Genomic DNA, 16621 nt, shown 5'->3' on the forward strand with positions numbered 1-16621 from the left:
GTCTCGGTTGGTGCGAAAAACCTTGTCTTTCTCCAAATCGTTGGAGAATCACATTGGGGCAATCTGGTACTTTATCCACTACTACAACGCATCATTACGTGTTTAGCACTACCAAAATTTAAAAGTAAAAAAAGCTAATCCGTGATTATTGCGCGTAACCAATAAGAAGATAAATGTCAAGATAGCACCAGAAAAAATAGCCCATAAAACATATCGATTTTTTCGATTCAGCCAACTAAAGAAGAATACTAAAAGGAGAAAAAGAATAGTAGTAGCAATTCTTTGTAAGTTTCTTAAATCCCAAGCTATCAAGGGGTCTTCCAAATCTCCAAGCATCATATAAAATAGCTCCTTGTAATTTAGGCTTATTCTAAGCAATATCAATAGACAGCTCAACAGCTAAACCCATAGTTTTGTGTAGACGATACCAAGCGATCGCTACTGTTAGGAAAGCGAATATAGACAATGGTGTTGAAATACTACTAATGATAGTTGACAAATATCAAAAGATTGCTTTTTAAATCTTGCTACTGAAAGTTAGAAAGCCGCCTTAGCCACCATCTCCGAGGCGATAACCTTTGCCGTAGACAGTGTGAATCAAAGGCATCTCCCCAGCCGCTTCAATTTTGCGCCGCAAAAGCCGAATTAAAGCGGCTAAAACGTTACTGCTGGGTTGTTCCTCCGGGTTCCACAAATGTTGATGAATCTGGGCGTGAGTCAGCAACTGCCCTGCGTGACGCATAAAATATTCCAGCAGATGAGTTTCTTTCTCCGATAACTCAATGGTGCGTCCGTGACGATAAGCTAGCTGGTTTTCACAATCTAGTTCTAAATCTCCAATCTGAAGTAAGTGAGGATGGTAGTGCGCTTCTATCGTCGCGCTAGCAGGCGCATCAGTCGCGGAACGACGCAGCAAGGCGCGGACTCGTGCGAGTAACTCTCGCAATTCAAACGGCTTCACTAGGTAGTCATCCGCACCGGCGTCCAAACCCAGCACGCGGTCGTCTAGGGTATCTTTGGCAGTGAGAAAGAGGACGGGTGTAGCATCTTTGCGCGATCGCATCTGCTGACAAATTTCCAACCCGCTGATCTGCGGCAGCATCCAATCCAAAATCAGCAAGTCATAGCCTCCTTGCAGCGCCATCTGGTTGCCAGACGCCCCATCATAAGCCAACTCAACGCTGTAGCCTTCACGACTTAGCACGCGACTCAGCGGTTCAGTCAGCTCAACTTCATCATCTACCAAGAGAATTCGCATCACAAAAGTTATGAATTATGAGGTATGAGTTATGAGTTACCTTGTGACATCCAGAACTCAATACTTAACACTCAGAACTCTATTCTATGCTTACCGTTGCATTGCCCAAAGGCGCACTCTTATCTGATAGCATTCGTCTACTGCAAAGTGTCGGACTCGACTTTAGCGCCTTCAAAGATTCTGGCAACCGCCAACTGCAAATACAAGACCCCACCGGCACCGCCCAAGCCCTACTGGTAAGGGCGCAAGATGTCCCAGTTTATGTGGAATATGGGCAAGCACATTTAGGGATAGTCGGTTACGATGTTCTGCGGGAGAAAAACCCCCAGGTTGCTCATCTAGCTGACCTCCGATTTGGTTCTTGTCGGCTGTCAGTGGCGGTAAAGTCTTCTAGCCTTTATCGGTCAGTCTTACAACTGCCGCCCCACGGTCGAGTCGCGTCTAAGTTTGTTCACTGTGCCTACGAATACTTTGAAAGCTTAGATTTACCCGTAGAAATTGTGCCTTTGTCTGGTTCCGTAGAACTAGGGCCGATTACCGGGATGTCCGAGGCGATTGTGGATTTAGTTTCCACAGGTCGCACCCTGAGCGAAAATGGCTTGATCGAGATTGATACACTATTTGAAAGTACAGCGCGGTTAATTGCCCACCCTCGGAGTTATCGCCTGAATATGGGCGATATCCATCAATGGGTCGAAGATATCAGAAGCGCTGTTCTAATTAATTGCTAGCGCAAGGCGATCAAATGGACGAAACAATTAGGATTTGCTCGGTTGATAAAAATGCTTGGAGTTCAATTGTGCAAGGTTTTGACCCGAATATTCTCCAAGATGTGCTAGAAGTATATGGCGCTGATGGCGAGAAAGTCGGAACTCTGTGCGAATCGGTAGATGGCAAATCCTACATCAATGGGCAACCTGAAACAGCTTACCTATCTCTACAGGCAGCTGCTACAGCACTGGTGAAAGGGGAACAATGAAATAAGTAGAAAGAACATAGTGGCAGCATGACTCAATCCCCGCCTCTGACGGAAACTAGAGAGCGATCGCGCGTTCGTGAAAGCGACTGGCGACTCTTCCTGCGCCTAGTCCCCTACGCACGGAAAAGCAGTCGTCTGCTGATAATTTCTATCCTGTTGTTGGTGCCGCTGTCAGTCGCAGGGGCAATTCAACCGATCATCGTGGGGCAAGCAATTTCGCTGATTCGCGGGGAAGAAGTCTGGTCTTTTCTTCAAGGTAAAGGCTTGTTGGAAGGAATCAATCTTCTCGCCGTTTTACTGCTGCTAACGATGATCGTTCGGATGGTGTTCACCGCCGCCCAAGGTTACACCGTGCAGAAGGTGGGGCAGCAAATTACCGCCGAGATTCGCACTGACTTATTTCATCACGTCACGTCCTTAGCGGTGCGATTTTTTGACCGCACCCCTGTAGGACGATTGATTACCCGCCTCACCAGCGATGTCGAAGCACTAGGGGATGTCTTTTCCACAGGTGCCATTGGCATTGTCAGCGATCTGGTATCGATTTTAGCGATCGCTGTCACCATGTTTTTGCTGCAATGGCAGTTGGCATTGATGCTGACACTGATGTTGGTACCAGTCACGGCTTTGATTATTTACTTCCAACAGCAGTATCGCAAAGCCAATTACAAAGCCAGAGAAGAACTGTCTGCACTCAACTCAACGCTGCAAGAAAACATCGTTGGGGTGAACGTCGTGCAGCTATTCCGGCGAGAGAAATTCAACTCAGAACTGTTTCGGGTGACGAATCAGCGGTACATCGAGGAAGTGGATAAAACCATTTTTCACGACTCAGCCGTATCAGCCACCTTGGAGTGGATTGCACTGGTAGCGATCGCGGGCGTACTCTGGTTAGGTGGACAAATGATTATGGGCAAAGCCCTCAGTTTTGGCACCCTCTCTGCCTTTATCCTGTATGCCCAGCGTCTCTTCGATCCCTTGCGACAATTTGCTGAAAAATTCACCTCCCTGCAATCTGGTTTCACCGCCGTCGAACGCATCACCGATATTCTCAACGAACCAATTGAAATCCGCGATCCTGAAGGGACACAAAAACAGCTTATAGACAGGGGAATTATCCCGTCTGTAGCAGAGGAACCCAGGAGAATTTCCCATTCCCCATCCCCAACCGCCAAAGGTGAAATTCGCTTTGAAAATGTCTCCTTTGCCTATAAAAATGATGAATACGTCCTCAAAGACCTAAACTTCACCATCCATCCCGGCGAAAAAGTCGCTCTCGTTGGCCCCACAGGTGCCGGTAAAAGTTCGATTATTCGTCTGCTGTGTCGCCTTTACGAAACCACCGAAGGTCGCATTTTCCTCGATGGTGTCAATGTCCGGGACTTACCCCAAAGAGAACTGCGGGAACACCTAGGCGTCATCCTTCAAGATGGCTTTCTGTTTGCCGGTGACGTGAAGAGCAACATTACTCTAGGAGATACTTACTCCTTTGAAGAAATTCGACAAGCCGCCGAAAAAACCAATGTTGCCAGTTTTATCGAACAACTGCCTCAAGGCTACGATACCCAACTTAGAGAACGAGGCACTAATATCTCCAGCGGACAAAAGCAACTCTTAGCATTTGCCCGTGCCGCTATCCGCAATCCCCGTATTTTAGTGCTAGATGAAGCAACAGCCAGTCTAGACGTAGGTACAGAAGCCTTAATTCAAGATGCCCTCGACAAATTGCTGGAGGGACGCACCGCCATTATCATCGCGCACCGTCTCTCAACCATCCGCAATGTAGACCGGATTTTGGTGCTGAAGCGAGGGCAACTGGTAGAGTCGGGCAGCCACGATCAATTGTTGCGCCAAGGCGGACTCTACGCCAGTTTGTATCAGTTGCAAATGTTAGGCACTTAAGCAGACAAAAGTAAAAAGGCAAAAGAAAGATTCTTGTCTCTTTCTTTTGCCTTTTACTTAATTAAACAAATGTGCCATTTGACTGCTTGCGGCGAATGCCAATCACTGAAGGACGTGGTGGTCCTTGAGGATTTCCCTCAATATTGCTAGGCCAATTACTGCCCCGAGGAACCGTGCGCTGTTGGTTGAATAGAGTGCCATTCAAGTCCAGCATCTCAATCGTTCGGCTCAGTGTTTGCTGAGGGGTAAATGGACAATCTTCACCGGGGTGCTGCACCGAAAGAATCAACGTATCGCCGATAAAAGTCGGCCCCGTCAACTCGCAACGTGGAGGACCGTAGGCAAAGGGGACGATTTCTCCGGCATCCGGGCCAGTGGTGGGAATGAAAAAGAGCCAGTTATTGCCAAAAACCCCAATCAGGTTAGAAGTTTGAACATTGAGATTAGAATCATCCACACTAGGAGAGTTAGAACCCACTACCCTGTGGTCTATCGCTAATGGCGTTGCGGCAGCACCAACATCGAAACCATTGTGAGCGCTAGTAGACATATCCGTGACGCCCCAAATATTTCCTTGGGGGTCAAATGCCAAGTTATCTACATTGGCAAAACCCGAACCCGGTTCTGCCCCTGCCTCCCCGCCTTTGGCAAAGCGCTGCCAGCGGAAAGTTGTACCCGTGCCATCCGAGCTGTTTTCCATAATTTTGAACAGTTCGCCCGAAGGTTGTCCGGCGTTGACAGCAGGGCTGTACTTAGAAACCACAAAGATTCGAGAATCGGGGTAGCCATCACTTCCCGCCGCACCATCCGTGTAGGCAATAAATACATCCTTAGTACGGGGATGAACTTCAATATCTTCGGGACGTGCGGTAGGCGTTCCCCCAACTAAGTTGGCGGCTAAGAAGGCATCCACAAGGACAGCCCCTTGGCTGGTATAGAAGTTAGACAGCTTCTTACCTTGATAACCTGCCAGCGCTGTGGCTTCATTGGTGGTGTCTAAGTTGAATGCACCGCCATCTGTCGTTTGAGCTGCAACACCGTTCCGTTTGGGTAGTTTAATCAAGGCATTCCGGCTTGCTTTGCCCAAAGCGGCAATTTCTTTTGAGCCAAGGACAGATGGCGGAATCGGATTGGTAGTAGCATTCAAATCTAGGGGAATCCATGTTCCTGTCCCGTCAGGATTGTAACGAGCGACGTATAGCGTCCCCTCTTCAAATAAAGCGCTGTTGTTCTTGCTATTCGGGGAAGAAACTGTGCCTTTGCTGATAAATTTCCAGGTGTGTCCGCCGCGTCGGTCATCACCCATGTAGGCAACTAATTTTTTCCCAGCTTCCACCCGCATAGCAATGTTTTCATGACGGTAACGACCTAATGCGGTGTGCTTGCGCGGGCGAAAATTCGGGTTACTAGGATCAATTTCCACCATCCAGCCGTATTTTTCCCCGACTAAACCAAATTTTTCCCCACTGGTACCGGCGGTGTAGCTAGTCTGAGTACCATCAGATTTTACAGATTCTGTGACTCCTACAAAAAAGGCTGTGCTTGCCTGAAAGTTTTCTTCCGCTGAGAGGATGGTTCCCCAGGGAGTAGTGCCGCCAGAGCAGTTGTAGGCAGTGCCAATGATTTTGTTACCCAGCCCATCTACGCTGAGAGGAAATACTTGGGTGGCAGCGGGTCCCGTACTCAACAGGTAGTTTTGATCGCCTTTCTGGTAGCTCTTGGAACCCCAAGAAGTAATAGTTTTATACTGATCGGAACGCTGGCTGTTAATCCCTAAACCGGAAAGACCATGAAGGCGTCGATTGTTGGGATCTTTAACAATCGAATAGCGTCCGGCGCGATTTTGGCGTGCCATCCGCAGAACCGAACCGCCCATGTTGTACATGATTTCGCCCAACAGGAGAAGATCGGTTTTGTCAGCCGGTAAACGCTGCCCAACGACTAAGGGATAAGACTCAGGTAATCCTGCTAAATCCTCTGGGACTTCAGGGAGTGTAAAAGTAAACGGGTAGGAGACATACTCGTGATTTACCCAAAGGTAGCCGTCGTTGGGATTTCTGCCATCCAGGGGAACAAAGCCGGTGTAGTCGTTGTTGTAGCCAAAGTATTCTTCTGGGTTGGGATAAACGCGATCGCCCCAACGTACAATCACATAACGTTCGTACTCTGGGGGCACCACTACATCATCAACGATGTTGTAGGTGCTTAACCGAGTATCGGTAGAAGCATTAAGTACGCTTCCTTGATAATTAATGGCTGTGGCGTAAAAACTTTTTTGTTCTTGGTAAATCGGTAAAGGATGCGGCAATCGCACTGGGGTAAATTTCAGTGGTAGAACCGCTTGGGCAACGTTAGGATTGCTGCCAAAATGCTGTCTCCCTAAAGTAGGAGCTAGTACAGCAGTACCGGCACTCGCCCCAAAAAAAATTAGTAGCTGCCTCCGACTGAACTTAGACATTAAATTCCTCTCTTTTTGCGATCGCAATAATCAAAAATTTTGAGTCATTATTTGACAGGAATTTAGCCGAGCTAACCTCTATAAAGCTTAAACAGTCAACCAAAAATGCTGCGACAGCTAAGCCACAGCATTCATGTCAACGGCTAGTCAACGCAGCATTACCTCAAGCCATCGGCATAAGTATCTATACCTGTAGCATCCTGCCTGCTTTTTGTTCTCTTTAGTCGAATGGGCGGCTCCCTCATACTCGACTTCCACCGCCAAATCTGAGTGTTTCTACGCACCCTCTGGAATACTACTGACGTAGAATTAAGCTTCTTTAATCTCTGGGTTAATAAAAGATTAATAAAATATAAATTTATCAAGAAGTTGTCAATAAGATTGTTAAGCAAAATTTTAGCAGGTCTTATTCCTCTATTAATGTTCGCTTAACCAAAAATGCTTTTAATAGAGATATCAGTGAAAATACTTAAAAAGCTAAACTAAGCCTGCTTTTAAAAATTAGCAGAAATTTAAAAATGACCTTTTTGGCAGAAAAAATTAGGAGTTAACTTAATGATAAAAACAATTAGTCTTGCAGCACTGGCTATCAGTGTAAGTGTAGTATTTCCATCTACAGTAAAGGCTGCTGTTCTAAATAGAGGATTTGAACAAGGGTTTCAGAGTTGGAAAGCCCTAGGCGATTATCGAATAGAAACTTCAGATTTTGGAATTAAGCCATTCCAAGGAAAAAACCAGGCTTTTCTCTCAACTGCATACCAAGAAACTTTTAGTCTCGACAATAATTCTAATCCGATTATTGGCGGTAATGCTGCTCCCGTCACTTTCATTTCTGGCTTTGCTGAAGAAGAAACTTTAGAAGGATTCTTGGGTTTCTCAACTTTCTTGGGCGATCAATCTTTATACGCTATAGCTACCGCAGAGCCGATTGAGGGATCTGCCATTAAGCAAACTTTTAAAGGCAGTGCTGGGCAAAAGTTATCTTTTTCTTGGAACTTCCTCACGAATGAGGCTGTTGAGCAATCTGCGGTTGATGACTTTACCTATCCTGATTTTAATGACTTTGCTTTTGTAAGTCTTCAGTCAGATTCTGGTACTCAATTCTTTAATTTAGCGGATACGATTTCAAAATTCAGTAACTCTTCAAGTGTCTTTAATAAAGAAACTGGATGGCAAGCTTTTTCTTATATTCTTCCAGCCTCAGGGGAATATACTTTAGGGATTGGGGTTGTGGATGTTGGGGATGGAACACGGATTTCTGCCTTAGTGGTTGATGAGGCAGAGGCAGCAGTTGTTCCTGAAAATACTCCTACATTGGGTATACTTCTTTTTGGAACTTTAGCAGCAGTAACCAGGTTAAAGGGTAGAAAGAAAAATTCAGGTTTGTTGTCTTAAAAAGATTATTTTAGCGTTTTTTATACTTAGAGACGCAATGAATAATTTTCGGTTATTTCTGTAATTCTTAGATTCTCTCCAAGGCTCATTAAGTGGGAGCAAAGAAGCAGCTTAGAGAATGTCTGAAAAGTCTGAATCGAGACGCTGAAACGGTAGATATCCCCCCTAAATCCCCCTTCAAAAGGGGGGCTTTGAAAAAATTCTCCCGCTTAAAAAGGGAGGCTAAGGGGATCGAAGCAACTTCTTACGTTTTCTTGCACTTTGGGAAGAGCAAGATTGAGAGATGCTGAAGTTTTGTCTTCAAATTTTAACTGAAATGTACTAGATGCGCGAATAATTGCGCCGTGTATATTTACCTGTAGATTAATCATCCCGAAAACCCGGATCGTCTTCGCGGCTGAAGGTGGATGTCGGTGGAATCGGAGGTGACGAGGAATTAGATGAATTATTATAAAAGCCTAGTAGCAATCCAGAATTATCAAAATATCGAATCCAACGATCAATTTTAGGTTCTGTCTGCCAATCAGAACGATACACTTTTGAAAATAGAAGCGGGGCTACTTGTCCTTTGACATCACCGAAAATTCTGATATAAATTTGTGTAACCTCCGGATTTTGTGCGAATCCCTGCTCAACAGAATTGCTAGCAATCGATTCTGCTTGCTCAAGCACGTCTTCAAAACTTTGATTGGTGTTCGGGCTAAAAATTAGATCGATTTGTTGGCGTTCCGGTTGTTGAGTTGTAAACTCCTGAATTTGAGAGAAAACAGGGGGAACGATCGCGCTCAATCCTGTAAAAATTAAAAATGTGGCTGAAACGATGCCGCGATGGATACCCATTGCTGTTACTCGTTAAAATTTTATCGCTTTATTCCTTCTACTGAAAGTCCTTTTTGACACAGCTTATCTTTGCGATCGCACTTCAGCACTAACAGACTAACACTCGTAGAATTAATCAGCCACTAAGCGAAGGTTAATTCTCAGTAAAGACGAAAAATAGAAGCGGGTAGTTAGGTATAGTGAATTTAAGTAAAAATCTTCTCCAATGGAGCCTAACTGTGCTGCTGAATGGGAATTGCGATCGCAAACTCTGTACCTTGCCCCGGTTCGGAAAGGCAGTGCAATTGACCTCCGTGTTTTTCTACCACAATTTGATAGCTGATCGATAAACCTAACCCCGTGCCTTTGCCTACGGGTTTGGTTGTAAAAAAGGGATTGAATAGCTGTTTTTTCATGGCTTCCGTCATCCCTAGACCGTTATCGGCAATACTAATTAATACCCGATCGGAGTTGACAACAGAGGTGCGAATGCAAATTTTAGGAATGTAGGACTTAGTATTTTCTTCTCCACGTTCCATTCTCTCTTCTAAGGCATCGATTGCATTCGTCAGTAGATTCATAAAGACTTGATTCAATTGTCCGGCATAGCATTCTACTTGCGGCAAGTCGCCGTATTCCTTTATTAGTTGAATGCCAGGATGGTCAGGTTTTGTTTTCAGGCGATTTTGTAGGATTAGGAGACTGCTCTCAACCCCTTCATGAATATCAACCGCCTTCATTTCTGCTTCATCCAGACGGGAGAAGTTCCGCAGTGATAAGACAATCTGACGAATCCGCTCAGCACCTACTTTCATAGAAGTTAGCATCTTAGGAAGGTCTCCGATCAGGAAATCTAGATCGATAGCCGCCATTTCGTCTTGAATCTCAGGGACTGGATGGAAATAGTGCTGTTGGTAGAGCTTTAGTAGATTCAGGAGGTCTTTGGTGTATTCGTCTGTGTGAGCTAAGTTGCCATAGATAAAGTTGACGGGATTATTAATTTCATGGGCAATACCGGCAACCAACTGCCCTAAACTCGACATTTTTTCTGTCTGTACCAATTGAGCTTGGGTTTGTTGGAGTTCGGAGAGGGTTTGTTCGAGTTTGGCGGCTTGTTCTTGGAATTGTTTGGCAGTGGTGCGGGTGGCGGCGTAGAGTTCGGCTTGGTTAATCGCGATCGCAAGTTGGTCGGTTACAGCGTGCAGCAGTTCGACTTCCCAATCTCTCCAAGGTCTGGGTGCAGAACTCTGGCAACAACTCAGGATACCAATGGTACCCGATCGAGTTTGAATGGGCAGCACCAAGATAGAGGCGAAGCCTATCGAACGCAGAAATCTACGCCACAGGCGATCGCTAGCGTATGCCACGCTTCGCGGCTCCTCGCTTGGCTGAGCTGCGCCTCGCGGCTTCTGGCTCAGTTTCTCGATATCATCTATCCGCAGCATTTCCAGGTTCAAAAGTTTTTGCCCCATCGATCCGACAGCAGCAATCGGGTAATAACCTCTAAGATCGGAAAGCTCCGAATTGCGAGCTTCCTTGACAATTGCCCAACCGGGTTCCTCTCTGTCAGGGTAATACCAGGCAAAATGACACCGCTCAATCTGCAACAAATTGCGGATCTCTTGAACCGTTGTTTCCAAAACTTTGTCTAAGTTAAGACTGTTACGGATTTGGCTAGCGAGACGGTTGAGCAAGTTTTCCCGCCTTGCCTGTTCTCTTAGTCGCGCCTCACTTTCGCGCAGTGCTTCTTCCGCCTGTCGGCGATCGGTGATATCCGTAATCATCGCAAAGGCTCCAGCATACTTCCCCGCTGAATCGAAGATGGGAGAGGTCGAAACAATTGCCCATCGAAACGAGCCATCTTTGCGACATAATTTAAAATCAATCTTGGCCTCGATACCTTGGCGGCGAAGCTCGACTTGGCGAGCCGCGATCGCTTTCCCTTCATCATCCATGAAATCAAATAGCGACTTACCCTGCATCTCCTCAATGCTGTAGCCAAGCATTTCTGCCAGTGTGCGATTGACAAAAATCGTCTTGCTTTCAGCGTCGATCACCCAAATTCCTTCTAAGGCAGTCTCAATAAAGTGACGATAACGCTCTTCGGATTCTCGTAGCGCCTCCTCAGCAGCTTTACGCTCGGTGATATCCCGCGAGACGCCGACTAGACCTATGACATTTCCAGAAGGATCGCGCAAAACGCTTTTTGTAGAGAGATAAATCTTGGTGATTCCCATGATGGTGACAACTTCCTCAACCATTTCCGGTTCACCCGATGTCATAACGCGGCGGTCAGTTTCGGTTATCTGACGGGCAATCTCAGGCGGCAACAACTCGGTATTATCCTTGCCAATAATTTCCTCCACCTGCCGATTCAGAATAGTGCCAAAACCTGAATTCGCCATCACCACCCGGTATTGTAGATCCTTGACAAAGATGGCATCGGGTGTTCCTTCAATAACTGCCTGCAAGAGGCTATAGCTCTGTTCGAGCGCCACCTCGGTACGCTGGCGCTCTAGCATTTCTTCCTGCAATTGCTCGTTGGCTTTCCTAAGTTCAGCCGTCCGCTCTTCGACCCTGATTTCTAGCTCAGCCTTTGCCTTTTTTAGGGCTTGCTCTGCCTGGTGACGCTCGGTAATGTCAATCCCCGTACCGATGATGTACTTGACCCCACCAGAGGAGTCGAGCAGCGCCGTATTCGACCAAGCAATCAAACGGCGATCGCGATCGCGCGTTAACCAATAGTTGTCATACTGGTTTGGAAACTGACCCGCTTGAAGATTTTTGAAGACCGCTTTGACAGATTCCACTTCTTCTGGCAGCAGAAATAAATCCCAGAATGGTCTGCCTTTGACTTCCTCCGCCGAGTAAGCAGTGGTTTGCTGGCAAGCTTGATTAAAAACGACAATTCGCCCCTGGGTATCGAGAACCACTACCAAAGTTGCTGCTGTATCTAGAACAGCGGCGACGAAGTTGCGCTCGTCCGGCAACACTTCCTCGGCGTTGAAGGTTACACGACTTTCTGACATATTTTTTGAGATGCTTATTCAGAATTTGTTGATTCTACATGATGGTGCTATTGGTTCAGATTCTTCAGCTACAAAAATTTGGATTAAAACTGTTTAACCAAGACTTGTGTTGGCGGGAAGCAAATTACAGCAGGCGAATCTTAATTTGACTTGGCTAGAACCAATTTTACAGACAAACCTGACTGCTTAATCGGAAGATAGATTGCAAATTCTGTTCCTTCATCCATCTGGGAACTCACCATAATTTTTCCATGATGCTTTTCCATAATTTGATAGGAAATCGAAAGGCCTAAGCCAGTTCCCTTCCCGACATCTTTAGTTGTAAAAAACGGGTCAAATATTTTCTCTAGAATTGGTTGTGGGATTCCAGAACCATTATCCCGAATTCTCACAATTATCTGATTTTTTCCTAATACTTGGCTAGAAATAACAATTTGTTTATCTTCCCGCTCTTTCTGAGCCAGCAGTGCATCAATCGCATTACTCAGGATATTCATGAATACTTGATTGAGCTGTGCAGGATAACACTCAACAAGAGGTAACTTGCCATAGTGTTTAATAACATTAATCTCTTTTTTGAGACGGTTATTTAAAATTAACAGCGTATTATCCATGCCTTCGTGCAGGTCAACGGCTTTCATCTCCGCTTCATCAAGGCGCGAGAAGTTCCGCAAGGATAAGACTAGCTCGCGAATTCGCTGCGTCCCTATATTCATAGAAGACAGCATTTTGGGTAGGTCTTGAGCGATAAATTCTAGGTCAATTTTCTCTACAAAATTCCGAATTTCCGGCGCGGGATTAGAATATTGTTGCTGATAAAGTTTCACTAAGTTAAGTAAGTCTTGAACGTAGTCGTTCATGTGTTGCAGATTGCCGTGGATAAAGTTAACCGGGTTATTAAATTCGTGGGCAATGCCAGCAACCATCTGACCGAGGCTGGACATTTTTTCGGCTTGAATCAGCTGAATTTGAGTTTCTTGGAGTTCTTGCAATGTTTGTTCCAGTTGCAAGGCTTTATCTTGGGCAAGATGGGCAGAATTACTAGCGTCGGCGTAGAGTTCAGCTTGGTTAATCGCGATCGCCATCTGATTAGCGATCGCGCAAAGCAGTGCCACATCAGCATCCGTCCAAGGTTTTGCTTCTTGGATGCGATTACAAATTATCAAGCCAATCCTACCGAATTGTGTTTGAAGTGGTAGCCCCAACACAGAAGCCGCACCCGTTGTCAATAACAGCTGCTGTAACGGCAGATCGTTGTTTAGAGTCTTGACATCATCGACGCGAACAATTTCTTGGCGCAGGATTTTCTCAGTAAATGCACCAAAGGCTTCATCCGGGAAAAAACCCACCCAACTACGAAGATCGGTCTTTTTGGCTTCCTTCACCGCTTCCCAGCTAACAGGCTCCATGTCAGGACGGTACCAGGAAAAGATGCACGTATCTAGGTGCAACCGATGATAGATTTCATGAACAGCCGTCTCTAGAATGGTATCCAGTTCTAAAGAGTTACGGATCTGGCTAGCTAAATGATTGAAAAGTTCTTCTTGAGCCGCCAGTTCTCGGAACCGGGCTTCCGATAGCCGCAACGCTTCCTCAGCGGCTTTGCGATCGGTGATGTCGGAGCAGATTGCTAAATACTGGAAAGGATTTCCTCGCTCGTCCAGAACAGGAACGATGGCAGTATCAACCCAGTAATAAGTTTCATCTTTAGCTCTGTTCTTAATTTGACCTCTCCAAACCTTGCCGCTAGAAATTGTTGACCAAAGCTTGCTAAAAAATTCTTGTGAATGATAACCTGAATTAAGAATTCGTTGGTCTTGTCCTATCAGTTCTTTTGGGGAATATTTGGATATTTCACAAAATTTATTGTTGACATAGTTAATCATTCCTCTTCGATCGGTGATAGCAACAATCGCCGCCTGATCTAAGGCAAATTTGACGTCAGACAAATCTTTGAGCGATCTTTGGAGTGCTTCCTCTGCCTGCTTGCGTTTAATCCCTATGACAATTTCATCGGCGGCAAATTCTAGCGCCTTGAAAATAGATTCGCTCAAGGTATGGCGGGTAAACATTGCAATCACTCCTACCATCTGACCTTGGAGCATTAAGGGATAGCCAGCAAAAGCAACCATTCCCTCTCGCTTCGCCCAATCTTTATCGCTAACACGAGGATCGTCAAGGACAGAATTCGTTAAGTGTGGTTTTCGCTCTTGAGCAATCAGACCGATTTTGAATTGTCCGACTTTAACGCGGCGATGATTGCCGTTTAGGTGAGTATATATCCCTGCACTAGCTTGCAGCTCTAGTACGTTTTCCTCAACATTGAGCATCCAAATGCGGGCGAATGCTGCATCTAGGTGTTTAACCACAGCCAAGACGCAGCGTTGCAGGATACCTTGTAAATCGCTTTGAGTGAGAGCAGATCCAATATCAGCACGAAATGCGGCTAGTCTAGCTCGCTCTGCTAGGGCTTTTTCAGCAGCTTTCCGCTCAGTGATGTCGTGGAAGTAGACAGAAAGCCCCTCTTCACTGGGGTAGGCACGGACTTCAACCCAGATATCGAGAGCTGGGTAAAATTCTTCAAACGTGATAGAGACTTGTTCAGCAGCACTCTGGTGATATTGATTGTAAAAATTTGACCCAATTGCAGCGGGAAACCGATCCCAAATATTCGTGCCCAGAAGTTCGGACCGGGTTCTCTGTAAAAGTAGCTCCGCTTGCTTGTTGATATAGGTGAACTGCCACTGATGGTTGAGGGCATAAAAGGCATCCGTGATGCTTTCAAGAACCTTGAAGACTCGCCGGTTTGATGAGTGTAATGCCTCTTCTGTTTGCTTGCGATCGCTAATATCAAAGATTGCCCCGTTTAGACACAGAAGCTCTCCGGTGGAATTGAATATGCCCTGACCTTTCTCGTAGACCCATCGGATACTTCCATCGGCTCGAATGATTCGGTACTCAATGATAAAAGGCTGTTTTTTCTGCACAGCCTCTTGGATAAGCCTGTCCACTATTGCGGTATCTTCAGGATGAATAATACTGGCAAAACTGCGAACTTGATTGTGAATAAAGTCCCCAGGCGGATAACCAGAAATTTCTGCGATCGCATCGCTGATAAACTCCATCTTCCAGTCGTCATCGCAGCTACACCGATAGATGGCACCTGGAATATTAGCAACCAAAGCTCTGAATTGCTGCTCGCTTTCCTGCCGTGCTGTTTCGGCGTGTATGCGATCGCTAATGTCACGGGCAACCGCATAGATTAAACCTTCTGGAGCAAACGGGACGCACGTCCACTCCAGCCATTTATAGGAACCGTCTTTACAGCCGTAGCGGTTTATAAAGGAGCTAACCATGACTCCGCTAGCAAGTTTCCTTGCCTCAGCAATGCTGGTTGCTCGATCTTCAGGATGAATAAAATTCAACAATGGCTTTGCTAAAATTTCTTCGCCAGTGTAGCCAAGTGTTGTTTCAAAAGCTGGGTTTATCTGCTTAAAATAGCCGTCAAACCCGACGACACAAAGCATATCGAATGAAAGGTTGAAGAAGCGATGAAGCTGTGCTTGGGTTTGCTTCAGTTCCTGGGTGTAGGTGCCGACGCTGCGGATTAGCTGGTTGAGGGAGGTTGTCAGGCGTCCAACTTCATCCTCGGTGATTACGGGTGCCTGGAGAGTAAAATTTGCTTGTTCGGTAACTTGCTGAGCAATTTGAGTTGCAGTTTCCAGAGGATGCGCGATCGCTCGACTGGAATAGCGGGCGATTATCGCGGCGATCGCCATTGACAGCAACATACTGGTAACAATTATCTGGATTCGCAGTTTCTCGACGTGCTGTAAAGCGATCGCTGTTTCTTCCTCATCGTGATTAGCAACCTCAATCAATTTTGTTAAATCATCTGAGAGACTATCAAACTTAAGCGCCTCCTGAGTATTGGTAAAATTCAGCAAGGAATTTTGGATTATTAGAAGTGTTTCAGGCTGCAACCCACCATCTTTATCAATTTTATTTAAGATTCCATTTAGGTTTTGGCTATAAACTTCTACAGTTCCGTCGTAAGTTTTCAACCAATTTTTGACTTCCGCAATCTCTTGAGCTGAATGCTTGAATAATTGAGATTCATTACCAAATAACTTTACTTGTGAATAAAGTTTTTCAACCTTTTCAATTTTCTCTACTAAGCGCAAAACTTCGCTGTGAAACTCTTTTGGTTTTCTTAACTGATAAATTAACTGTTGCTGCTGGTTTCTTGCTTCTAGTACAGCAATTTTCAAACTACTCAAAAGATAAGCTTCTTGCTGTGCATATTTGAGTTGCTGGGACATCTGTCGCTGGTAATATTCGCCAACGAGCAGCCCTGCACTCGCCCCCAAAGTTGCTATTCCAATGGCAACAGCATATCCATAACCAATTTTCTGCCGGATACTTAAGCAACGGATTAGCTGTTTTAGCCAATTATTCGGAGGTCTTTTAGAATGGTTTTCCGGAACAAATACAGGATCTAATTTTATTTCCTCTTCAGACACTTTTGGCTTGAAAGACTGCATCAACAGAAACCCTCGGTAACTACCATTAATTTAGGCAATTCGTAAAATACTCATTTTTGCCTGAGAAGCTTCGTTTATTTATAAAAAGTTAGTAATATAAAGTTTTGATGAAGCGAATCAACGCTGTATACCTACGCACAAATAAAGTTAATAAATAGGGTGATACTGATAATGACAAGTATGAATATTTAAAATCATCAAACTAAAAGGGTCTAATTGGAATCAGCAAAATAGCTG

At 45.4% G+C, this 16621-nt stretch carries 10 protein-coding genes and 1 pseudogene; 5 read left to right on the top strand and 6 right to left on the bottom strand.

Annotated features, from left to right (window positions below; all coding sequences use genetic code 11):
* Nucleotides 1-106 (top strand): annotated as a pseudogene (locus NDI33_RS25535) (IS1 family transposase); the annotation flags it as partial.
* Nucleotides 107-108: 2 nt separating this feature from the next.
* Here NDI33_RS25535 and NDI33_RS25540 read toward each other — a convergent pair.
* Nucleotides 109-339: a hypothetical protein gene (locus NDI33_RS25540; RefSeq protein WP_190679211.1), complete on the bottom strand. Its 231-nt coding sequence runs from the start codon at nt 337-339 to the stop codon at nt 109-111.
* Between the two features lie 211 nt (nt 340-550).
* Complete coding sequence (gene rppA / locus NDI33_RS25545; protein WP_190679213.1) at nt 551-1258, bottom strand: two-component system response regulator RppA; 708 nt, start codon at nt 1256-1258, stop codon at nt 551-553.
* Nucleotides 1259-1344: 86 nt separating this feature from the next.
* Here rppA and hisG point away from each other — a divergent pair, with 86 nt between their 5' ends.
* The 3 genes from hisG to NDI33_RS25560 are packed head-to-tail and all read left to right on the top strand — an operon-like array spanning nt 1345 to nt 4139.
* Nucleotides 1345-1989, top strand: coding sequence for an ATP phosphoribosyltransferase (gene hisG, locus NDI33_RS25550; RefSeq protein ID WP_190679215.1), 645 nt, complete (start codon nt 1345-1347; stop codon nt 1987-1989).
* Nucleotides 1990-2003: 14 nt separating this feature from the next.
* Nucleotides 2004-2237 carry a hypothetical protein gene (locus NDI33_RS25555; protein ID WP_190531446.1) on the top strand — a complete coding sequence of 78 codons (234 nt, stop codon included), beginning with the start codon at nt 2004-2006 and terminating at the stop codon, nt 2235-2237.
* A gap of 27 nt (nt 2238-2264) precedes the next feature.
* A complete protein-coding gene (locus NDI33_RS25560; protein WP_190531444.1) occupies nt 2265-4139 on the top strand; it encodes an ABC transporter ATP-binding protein in 1875 nt (624 codons plus the stop codon).
* 61 nt (nt 4140-4200) lie between these two features.
* Here NDI33_RS25560 and NDI33_RS25565 read toward each other — a convergent pair whose 3' ends face one another.
* Nucleotides 4201-6597 (bottom strand): PhoX family phosphatase, encoded by a 2397-nt coding sequence (locus NDI33_RS25565; RefSeq protein WP_190679217.1) that lies wholly within the window; start codon nt 6595-6597, stop codon nt 4201-4203.
* Nucleotides 6598-7152: 555 nt separating this feature from the next.
* On the opposite strand from NDI33_RS25565, the gene NDI33_RS25570 reads away from it, so the two are divergent.
* Nucleotides 7153-7992 carry a hypothetical protein gene (locus NDI33_RS25570; RefSeq protein ID WP_190679219.1) on the top strand — a complete coding sequence of 280 codons (840 nt, stop codon included), beginning with the start codon at nt 7153-7155 and terminating at the stop codon, nt 7990-7992.
* Nucleotides 7993-8355: 363 nt separating this feature from the next.
* Here the strand turns inward: NDI33_RS25570 and NDI33_RS25575 are convergent, their stop codons facing one another.
* The 3 genes from NDI33_RS25575 to NDI33_RS25585 all read right to left on the bottom strand — a co-directional run bounded on the left by NDI33_RS25575 (nt 8356) and on the right by NDI33_RS25585 (nt 16384).
* The gene (locus tag NDI33_RS25575; protein WP_190679221.1) at nt 8356-8832 is read right to left on the bottom strand and encodes a hypothetical protein; all 477 of its coding nucleotides are present in this window, start codon (nt 8830-8832) and stop codon (nt 8356-8358) included.
* A 212-nt stretch (nt 8833-9044) separates the two neighbouring features.
* Nucleotides 9045-11840 carry a PAS domain S-box protein gene (locus NDI33_RS25580; RefSeq protein ID WP_190679223.1) on the bottom strand — a complete coding sequence of 932 codons (2796 nt, stop codon included), beginning with the start codon at nt 11838-11840 and terminating at the stop codon, nt 9045-9047.
* A 140-nt stretch (nt 11841-11980) separates the two neighbouring features.
* Nucleotides 11981-16384, bottom strand: coding sequence for a PAS domain S-box protein (locus NDI33_RS25585; RefSeq protein ID WP_190679225.1), 4404 nt, complete (start codon nt 16382-16384; stop codon nt 11981-11983).
* Nucleotides 16385-16621: the final 237 nt, after the last annotated feature.

The sequence above is a fragment of the Trichocoleus sp. DQ-A1 genome (assembly GCF_039961955.1).
Taxonomy (GTDB): Bacteria; Cyanobacteriota; Cyanobacteriia; order Cyanobacteriales; family FACHB-T130; genus FACHB-T130.